Annotated in this window: 10 protein-coding genes; 5 read left to right on the forward strand and 5 right to left on the reverse strand. The window is 36.4% G+C overall.

The annotated features are described in order from the left end of the window. Positions 1-50: 50 nt before the first annotated feature. Complete coding sequence (locus ACODS7_RS21185; RefSeq protein WP_001015204.1) at positions 51-890, reverse strand: alpha/beta fold hydrolase; 840 nt, start codon at positions 888-890, stop codon at positions 51-53. Between the two features lie 109 nt (positions 891-999). Continuing rightward, entirely contained in the window at positions 1,000-1,992 is a 993-nt protein-coding gene (locus ACODS7_RS21190; RefSeq protein ID WP_043937543.1) for a 2-hydroxyacid dehydrogenase, read from the reverse strand. A gap of 265 nt (positions 1,993-2,257) precedes the next feature. On the opposite strand from ACODS7_RS21190, the gene ACODS7_RS21195 reads away from it, so the two are divergent. The 3 genes from ACODS7_RS21195 to yugI all read left to right on the forward strand — a co-directional run bounded on the left by ACODS7_RS21195 (position 2,258) and on the right by yugI (position 4,539). Beyond that, positions 2,258-2,755 carry an Lrp/AsnC family transcriptional regulator gene (locus tag ACODS7_RS21195; RefSeq protein ID WP_000255696.1) on the forward strand — a complete coding sequence of 166 codons (498 nt, stop codon included), beginning with the start codon at positions 2,258-2,260 and terminating at the stop codon, positions 2,753-2,755. Beyond that, positions 2,752-3,942, forward strand: coding sequence for an aminotransferase (locus tag ACODS7_RS21200; protein ID WP_098630170.1), 1,191 nt, complete (start codon positions 2,752-2,754; stop codon positions 3,940-3,942). The genes ACODS7_RS21195 and ACODS7_RS21200 overlap by 4 nt, the downstream gene beginning before the upstream one ends. Positions 3,943-4,194: 252 nt before the next feature. Beyond that, entirely contained in the window at positions 4,195-4,539 is a 345-nt protein-coding gene (gene yugI, locus ACODS7_RS21205; RefSeq protein WP_243168729.1) for a S1 domain-containing post-transcriptional regulator GSP13, read from the forward strand. Between the two features lie 109 nt (positions 4,540-4,648). Here yugI and ACODS7_RS21210 read toward each other — a convergent pair whose 3' ends face one another. Further along, positions 4,649-4,882, reverse strand: coding sequence for a DUF378 domain-containing protein (locus ACODS7_RS21210; protein ID WP_000105788.1), 234 nt, complete (start codon positions 4,880-4,882; stop codon positions 4,649-4,651). Positions 4,883-5,156: 274 nt separating this feature from the next. Between ACODS7_RS21210 and ACODS7_RS21215 the strand changes: the two genes are divergently transcribed. Beyond that, positions 5,157-6,509 (forward strand): glucose-6-phosphate isomerase, encoded by a 1,353-nt coding sequence (locus ACODS7_RS21215; RefSeq protein WP_000103664.1) that lies wholly within the window; start codon positions 5,157-5,159, stop codon positions 6,507-6,509. A 107-nt stretch (positions 6,510-6,616) separates the two neighbouring features. Further along, positions 6,617-7,030, forward strand: coding sequence for a YugN-like family protein (locus ACODS7_RS21220; RefSeq protein WP_016079894.1), 414 nt, complete (start codon positions 6,617-6,619; stop codon positions 7,028-7,030). On the opposite strand, the gene ACODS7_RS21225 is transcribed toward ACODS7_RS21220, so the two are convergent. Continuing rightward, positions 7,017-8,012, reverse strand: a complete 996-nt coding sequence (locus tag ACODS7_RS21225) for a potassium channel family protein (RefSeq protein WP_243168728.1) — start codon at positions 8,010-8,012, stop codon at positions 7,017-7,019. The genes ACODS7_RS21220 and ACODS7_RS21225 overlap by 14 nt on opposite strands. Before the next feature lie 85 nt (positions 8,013-8,097). Next, positions 8,098-8,778: an MgtC/SapB family protein gene (locus tag ACODS7_RS21230; RefSeq protein WP_243168727.1), complete on the reverse strand. Its 681-nt coding sequence runs from the start codon at positions 8,776-8,778 to the stop codon at positions 8,098-8,100. Positions 8,779-9,123 lie beyond the last annotated feature (345 nt).

Genomic DNA, 9,123 nt, shown 5'->3' on the forward strand with positions numbered 1-9,123 from the left:
AAATTCAGTGGAATCAAAGAAGTTAGGTGGGGGCTGATTAAAGTTTCACTTTATTGCGCGGAAAAAGCGATAATTTCTTCATAAACATGTTCAGGCTTTTCTTCAGGTAGTAAATGTCCTGTATTTTCGTAAGAAATAAATTTTGAATTCGGTAAATCTTTGTGTAGACGATGACCTACATGTACAGGGACGACGCGGTCTTTTTCACCCCAAATGAGTAGTGTAGGTGTTTCAATTTTTTGTAATTCAGTTGAAGATAAGTCACCTTCACGGTCTCGTATCATGCGAGTTAAAGCGGGAAATATACGGTCGTCATAAAAAGGAGCGGAGTAACCTTTTTTCATTTCATCGTCAATTAATGAGTGATCATGAACGACATTCATTAAGTTATGAACAATACCGCGTCTAATAATCCAGTTCTTTACGTATAAATGAAAGAACGGTAAATAAGAAGAGTATAGTAAAGGTAAGGTTGCGCGTGCTAAATAGCTAGAGCTGCATAGTAAAATCGTTTTTGAAATGAGTTCAGGACGTATACGGTTTACATAGAGAGAAATTTGCCCACCCATAGAGTGCCCAACTAATACAATGTTTGAGAGAGATAAATGTTCAATTAAATCAATAATAATCGTTGCTAAATTGTGATAAGAATACTTAAAGAGATGAGACTTATCACTTTTTCCGAACGGTGGTAAATCAAGAGCAATCACTGTTCCTGCTTTCGATAGTAAGGGAATGAGACGACGGTAACTGAATGAGGAAGATAAAAAGCCGTGAACGAGTACGAAAGTAGGACGTTCTGTTTTGTTATCGTGTTCATACAATTCGTAATGAATAGTAGTGCCGCGAGTGGAAAAAGTGAAATAAGGACAAGTATATTCGTGATTCATTTTTTGTCACTCCATTGATTTTTGTTCATATCATCTCCAAGGAAGAAGAAAATATGTTAACAAAAAAAGGCAAGATGACGATGTCATCTTGCCTTTCGTTTATTCAGTATTACCTGCGAACAATATTAGGCGGTGTTTTCCCTTGTAATCCTGCAACTAAATTTTCAGCGGCGGTCATAGCCATTTGCTGCCTAGTTTTTAATGTTGCAGATCCGATGTGTGGTAAAGTCACAACATTTTGTAATGATAAGAGTGGATTATCTTTTTGAATTGGCTCTTGTGTAAATGTATCGATACCTGCTGCAAAGATTTTCTTTTCTGTTAAAGCATGGATTAACGCTTCTTCATCTACTGTTTTGCCGCGAGAAGCATTAATGAAGATTGCTGTTTCTTTCATTAATGAAAATTCCTTTTCTCCGATAAGGTGATATGTTTCATCTGTTAATGGAGTAAGAAGAACAATAAAGTCAGACTGCTTCAGTAGCGTCTGTAAATCACAATATGTAGCATCGAATTTTTGTTCAGCTTCTTCTTTACGACGGCGGTTATAGTAAAGAACATTCATATCAAATCCGAATTTTGCTCGTTTTGCAACGGCTTCTCCAATTCGGCCCATACCGATAATACCAATTGTGCTATGGTGTACATCTAGTCCGAAGTGTTCTTTTCCGATTTCAGCGTTCCATTCACCATTTTTCACGTAAGAATCAAGTTCGCAAACGCGGCGCCCAGCTGATAACATAAGGGCGAAAACGAGATCAGCTACTGTATCATCTAATACGTATGGTGTATTCGTCCCGATAACATTTCGCTTTTTCATCGCTTGTAAATCAAAATTATCGTAACCGACAGAAATGTTGCTTACTACTTTTAAGTTAGGAGCCACTGTCAGTAATTCTTCATTAATAGCAGATCCGAAATTTAATAACCCATCTTTATCTTGTATTTTCTCTAATAGAACATCACGAGGTACTTTCTCATTTTGATCCCATTTTTCATAATCACAGTGTTCTGATAAATAGTTTTCTACAAATGTTGGAACTGGTTCAGCAATATAAACTTTTGGTTTCACGGTTCCATCCCCTTTCGCTTTATCACGCATTTTTCCGCTGATTAAAGTTTCACTTTACCCCGCATTAACGGACAGTAAGTCTCCCACCTCAAAAAGCAGCTCAAGCAAAGAGGTTAGGTGGGAGAGCAACTGTCCGTAAAAGTCCGATTGGTTCAACTAATAATCAGCGGGGTGAAGCATTTCGCTGATTAAAGTTTCACTTTATTTTGACATAATTCAATAGAAAAATCTTCTTTTCAAACTGGAAAGGGTATTTGTATAATTTAGACACAAACGAAAAGGAAGGATGATTTATATGGTGACAGAAAAAGAATTAGAATTATTAGCTTGTCTTGAAAAGAGTAGTCGATTATCTGTAGATACATTAGCGAAGCTGTTAAATATAGAGGTAGAAGAAGTAAAGAAGATGGTTGCGAGGTTAGAAAATGAAAAGATTATTGTGGATTATGTAACACATATTGATTGGACGAAGGTGAAAGAACATACAGGTTTAACGGCGATGATCGATGTGAAAGTTACGCCAAAGCATGGCGTTGGGTTTGATGCGGTTGCTGAACAAATTTATCGTTATTCAGAAGTGAAATCCGTTTATTTAATGTCAGGGACATATGATCTTTCTATTACATTAGAAGGGAAAACGATGGGGGAAGTAGCGATGTTTGTTTCTGAGAAATTAGCAACAATTGAATCTGTCGTTTCTACAACTACTCATTTCATTTTGAAGAAGTATAAACATGAGGGCGTTATTTATGAAAAAGACGATGATGATAAGCGAATTGTGGTGACACCATGAAGCAATTTGAACTATCTAGATCAGCAGAATCTTTAAAACCATCTGGTATTCGAAAATTTTTCGATTTAGCAGCAAATATGAAAGGTGTTATCTCCCTCGGGGTAGGAGAGCCAGATTTTGTTACACCTTGGAATGTAAGGCAAGCATGTATTCGTTCTTTGGAACAAGGGTATACGTCATATACAGCAAATGCAGGATTATTGGAGCTCCGTCAAGAAATAGCAAAGTATCTAAAAAAACAATTTGCAGTATCTTATGATCCAAGTGATGAAATCATTGTTACAGTTGGAGCAAGCCAGGCGTTAGATGTAGCGATGCGCGCCATTATAAATCCTAATGATGAAGTGCTCATTATTGAACCGAGCTTCGTTTCTTATGCACCACTTGTGACATTAGCTGGAGGAGTTCCGGTTCCTGTGGCGACTACTTTAGAAAACGAGTTTAAAGTACAACCAGAACAAATTGAAGCAGCTATTACAGCGAAAACAAAGGCAATTTTGCTTTGTTCACCAAATAACCCGACAGGTGCAATGCTAAATAAATCCGAGCTTGAAGAAATAGCAGTGATTGTTGAGAAGTACAATTTAATCGTATTATCTGATGAAATTTATGCAGAACTTGTATACGACGAAGTATATACAAGTTTTGCGAGTATTAAAAATATGCGTGAGCATACGATTTTAATTTCAGGATTTTCAAAGGGATTTGCGATGACAGGATGGCGCCTCGGTATGATTGCAGCTCCTGTTCAATTTTCAGAATTAATGCTCAAAATCCATCAGTATTCAATGATGTGTGCACCAACGATGTCTCAGTTTGCAGCACTTGAGGCGTTACGCGCAGGGAACGATGAAGTAATTCGAATGAGAGATAGCTATAAGAAGCGTCGTAACTTCATGACGACATCTTTCAATGAAATGGGCTTAACGTGTCATGTGCCGGGCGGAGCATTTTATGTGTTTCCTTCTATATCCTCAACCGGATTATCTTCAGCGGAATTTGCAGAACAGTTATTGCTGGAAGAAAAAGTGGCCGTTGTTCCTGGTAGCGTATTTGGCGAAAGTGGTGAAGGATTTATTCGTTGTTCATATGCGACGTCGCTTGAACAACTTATGGAAGCAATGAAGAGAATGGAACGGTTTGTAGAAAATAAAAAAAGGACAAAACGTAATACGTTTTGTCCATAAAAGGGGGGAATACTAGAAAGCCATGTGTTAGTAGTTTATCCCAATATTGGAGAATTATACTTCTTTAAGGGAAATTTTTCATGAATTTTGAATGAGTTCTGTCATAGTGGTATAATTTACTAATATAAGGTATACGCATTCTAGATATCATTATCTAGAATGCGTACTAACCAATCGGATATTTAAAATAAATATATCTGCTTTGCTCTCTATAATTGTAGAGAGAATGGTAAACGTATGGGAGTGTTTCATATGTCAGAACAATATACAACAGGAGTGGTTGTAACAGGGAAAGTGACTGGAATTCAAGATTACGGTGCATTTGTAGCGTTAGATGCAGAAACACAAGGACTTGTGCATATATCTGAAATTACAAATGGATATGTAAAGGATATTCATGACTTTTTAAAAGTCGGCGATACAGTAGAAGTAAAGGTACTTTCAATTGATGAAGAGCACAGAAAAATGAGTTTATCGTTAAAAGCGGCGAAAAGAAAACAAGGAAGGATTCTTATACCGAACCCATCTGAAAACGGATTTAATACGCTGCGAGAAAAGTTGGCAGAATGGATTGAAGAGTCCGAGTTAATAAAGTAAAAGAGGAACGCATATGAGCGTTCCTCTTTTACTTTATCTTATGATATATATTTGCAAATATGATTGCATGCAATCATATTCGTATGTCGGAGGTGAAAGGACATACTGATTATCGAATTTCGTTTGTTTCTGGGTGCGTACCAAGATTTTCAGATGGTTTAAACAGTAAACCAAGGTTGATAAGCCCAGATATACCAACGATGCCGTAAATAATACGTGCAAGAGCTGAATTTTGTCCGCCGAAAATGGCTGCTACTAAGTCAAACTGGAAAAATCCGATTAGTCCCCAGTTCACAGCGCCAATTACAGTAAAGACTAATGCGATACGTTGCAGAGTACTCATGAAAAAGCCCCCCTTAATTGTGAAGCATGAGCAAGCGATGAGTTAATTAACTCTTTTATAGAATGGGGTAGTTATGTTGTTTTTATACATAAAAAATGTTCGAAAAAGGATGTATATACATCTATACCGAAAAATGCGAATTTTTATGCAAAAAATGAACTTTTTCTAAAAATTATATATTGGTTACGTTTACAATGTTTGAATCGCTTGATTTACAACTTCAGTTTCGCTAAAGTGAATACAGAAATACATATCCATAATTGGAGGGAAAAAGATGAGTACACATGTAACGTTCGACTATTCTAAAGCGTTATCCTTCATCGGTGAACATGAAATCACTTATTTACGTGATGCAGTGAAAGTAACACATCACGCAATCCACGAAAAAACTGGAGCTGGGAACGATTTCCTTGGGTGGGTAGACCTTCCGCTTCAATATGACAAAGAAGAATTCGCTCGCATTCAAAAATGCGCAGAAAAAATTAAAAATGACTCTGACATTTTACTTGTTGTAGGTATTGGTGGTTCTTACCTAGGAGCACGCGCAGCAATCGAAATGTTAAGCCATTCTTTCTACAACACGCTATCTAAAGAACAACGTAAAACTCCACAAGTGCTATTTGTTGGACAAAACATTAGCTCCACTTACATGAAAGATTTAATGGACGTATTAGAAGGTAAAGACTTCTCTATTAACGTTATTTCCAAATCAGGTACAACAACAGAGCCAGCACTAGCATTCCGTATTTTCCGTAAGTTATTAGAAGAGAAGTATGGAAAAGAAGAAGCTCGCAAACGTATTTATGCAACTACAGATAAAGCGCGTGGTGCATTAAAAACATTAGCTGATAACGAAGGTTACGAAACATTCGTTATTCCAGATGATGTTGGAGGACGTTTCTCTGTATTAACGCCAGTTGGTTTATTACCAATCGCAGTAAGTGGCTTGAATATTGAAGAGATGATGAAAGGTGCAGCTGCTGGTCATGATGACTTCGGAACATCAGAACTAGAAGAAAACCCAGCTTACCAATATGCAGTAGTTCGTAACGCTTTATACAATAAAGGAAAAACAATTGAAATGCTTGTTAACTATGAGCCAGCACTTCAATACTTCGCTGAGTGGTGGAAACAGTTATTTGGTGAAAGTGAAGGAAAAGATCAAAAAGGTATTTTCCCATCTTCAGCAAACTTCTCAACTGACTTACACTCATTAGGTCAATACGTTCAAGAAGGTCGTCGTGACTTATTTGAAACAGTTCTTAAAGTAGGTAAATCTACACATGAACTAACAATCGAATTAGAAGACAACGATTTAGACGGATTAAACTACCTTGCTGGTGAAACTGTAGACTTCGTAAACACAAAAGCATACGAAGGTACATTACTTGCACATAGCGATGGCGGAGTACCAAACTTAATCGTAAATATTCCTGAATTAAATGAGTATACATTCGGTTACCTTGTATACTTCTTCGAAAAAGCATGTGCGATGAGCGGCTACTTATTAGGCGTAAATCCATTTGATCAACCTGGCGTAGAAGCATACAAGAAAAACATGTTTGCTTTACTTGGTAAACCAGGATTTGAAGAATTAAAAGCAGAATTAGAAGAGCGTTTAAAATAATAAAAAGCGACCGGAATCCGGTCGCTTTTTATTATTTTATCGAAAAGTCCATCAGTATATTCAAACTAGAGTGGGTATGCTAAAGGAAAAGTCTTGGAGGGATGGGCTTGATTCCGATTCAATCAAATTTAGAAGGACGTACATATGCGTTATATAAATTAGAAGAGGTTATGAAACCACTTGGATATAGTATTGGTGGTAATTGGGATTATGATAAAGGATGCTTCGATTACAAAATCGATGAAGAAGATGGGTATCAATTTTTACGAGTGCCGTTTACAGCAGTAGATGGTGAACTAGATGTTCCTGGTGTAGTAGTCCGTCTTGAAACGCCGTATATTCTTTCGCACGTATATCAAGACGAACTAGATGATAATGTGAATACTTTAACTGCGGGAACGAGTGGGATGGATCAATTTGCTGAACCGAAAGATCCAGATGCAGATGTGAAAAGAAAATATATCAATATTGGAAAAGTGCTCATGCGGGAACTAGAAAAACATTTTCTTAATGGTGAATAACAATTAGTATGTCGCTTTCGATAAGAATGAAGGTATGGACTGGGTTAATCATATATTGATCGTCACGCTTTATACCTAGTAAGAGAATGTTTCGTTTTAAAAGGGTATAGCTACAATTTGCAAAGGTTTGTCCGGTGCAGGATGGAGAAAGCTCCATCAGTTGTAATTTATTATCAGAGATTTCATCGTAAAGTGAGAATAGTACACCTGAAATAGAAGGGAATAAAAGAGAAGCGGTAAATACATAACTCGTTAATTTATTTCCTTCTATAATTTCTGACGCGCCAGCTCTCGTTGCATTTTGAATTTGTTCAGTAGTAAGTAGTTCGGCGATGCAGTGAATGCTTGGATTGAGTCCTTTTGCAGTTAAAATATTTAAAATGGGCTGTGTATCTGCTAAGCTTTCGTTCTTTTCTTTATCCGCTGTTATTAATATGGTGTGTGCCGTTTCAATATTAGCCTTTAATAAAGTTTGATCGTGATGCGGACAACCTTTTATAAATTCTAAATGATGAAAGGGTTTTGGAAGTAAAGAAAGTGTTTCATCAATTAAAACGATATCAAGGTTTGGTTGTAGTACATGCATTTGCTTTACAACATGTTTTGCACGCTCATTCCAGCCAACGATAATCATATGACCGTTAGAGGTAGCGGCTTCTTCACCTTTAATTTTCATATATTGTTTACTGATCATCTCAGTAGCGAATAGAACCATATAATAAGAACAAAAGCCAGTTCCTAATAAAATAATACTTATACCTATTAGTTTTCCTGTCGTTGTATGGGGAGCAAAGTCGCCATATCCAACTGTAAAAATGGTAACGATTGACCACCAAATTCCGTCAAACCATGTAGTGAAATGAGAGGGTTCTAATCTATGTATAAGAAAACCAGAAAAAGCAGTGAATACAATAATAAAACAAATTAAACGAAAAATAATGGAATCACGAAATGTATCTACTAAATTCGGACGGGATTTCAATAGTAAATTCCTCCTTGTTTTGCAGGATTACATTCATTGTTACCATTATAGAAAAACTCTCTAATTAAAGAGAGTTTGTTTTATGCTACATACTTTCCACTTCAGTTTGTTGGACACTTTCAAGATGTTGGAGAGCATAGTAAACATCAGCGGTATGTCTTTTTTGATCAATGGACAGTTTAAGATGTAAATAGTGAGAACCGTTTTCTAATGTTTTAAGCTTCATATTTTTAACATTTATATCCATTTCTTTTATCTCTTCGATTACAACCGGGATATTGTCCATATTTCGCACAACAAGTTTCACTGCAATATCACGTTGGCGAAATGACCTAGGACCTACAAACTTCATTGTCAATGGTATCAGTTCGACACTAATCATAAGAAAACACATTCCGAAAATTGCCTCGATATAGAAACCAGCTCCAACGGCAATACCAATACCAGAAGCACCCCAGATCATAGCGGCAGTCGTGAGCCCTGCAATGCTATCGTTGCCTCTTCTTAAAATTACGCCAGCACCTAAAAAACCAATTCCTGATACAATTTGAGCGGCAAGTCGAAGTGGATCCATATTCATATGATCGGTATGTGGTAAGTTATAAGCTGCTTTAATAGAAACAATCGTTAGGAGGCAACTAATAATAGAAATAACTAAACACGTTTTTAAACCAAGTGGTTTCCGTTTTAATTCGCGTTCTAAACCAATGGCAAATCCTAAAATAGCCGAGAGACCTAGTTTGATTAATAAATCGGTATAGTCCATATGTATTCCTCCTTGTATGATATGGTATATGAATAAAACGTTTATTATAGAAAGAAACGTTTTTTGATAGAGTAACTTTATATAAAATATATGTAGGAATTACTCATACATGAAAGAGATATTTCGTTTAAGTATATGATATTAAAAAAGAAATGTGGGCAGTTTTAAAAAAAGTTTATAAAAGGTGTTGCATTTCATTTTTTACCATGATATATTAATAACCGTCGCTGATGCGGAAACGCAGAAAACGACAAAAAAGAAATTGAAAAACTTAGTTGACATCGAAAAACGAAGATGTTAACATAAGGAAGTCGCAAATGAGCGACCAAGTAGTTCTTTGAAAAC

This window comes from Bacillus sp. FG16 (assembly GCF_057809515.1).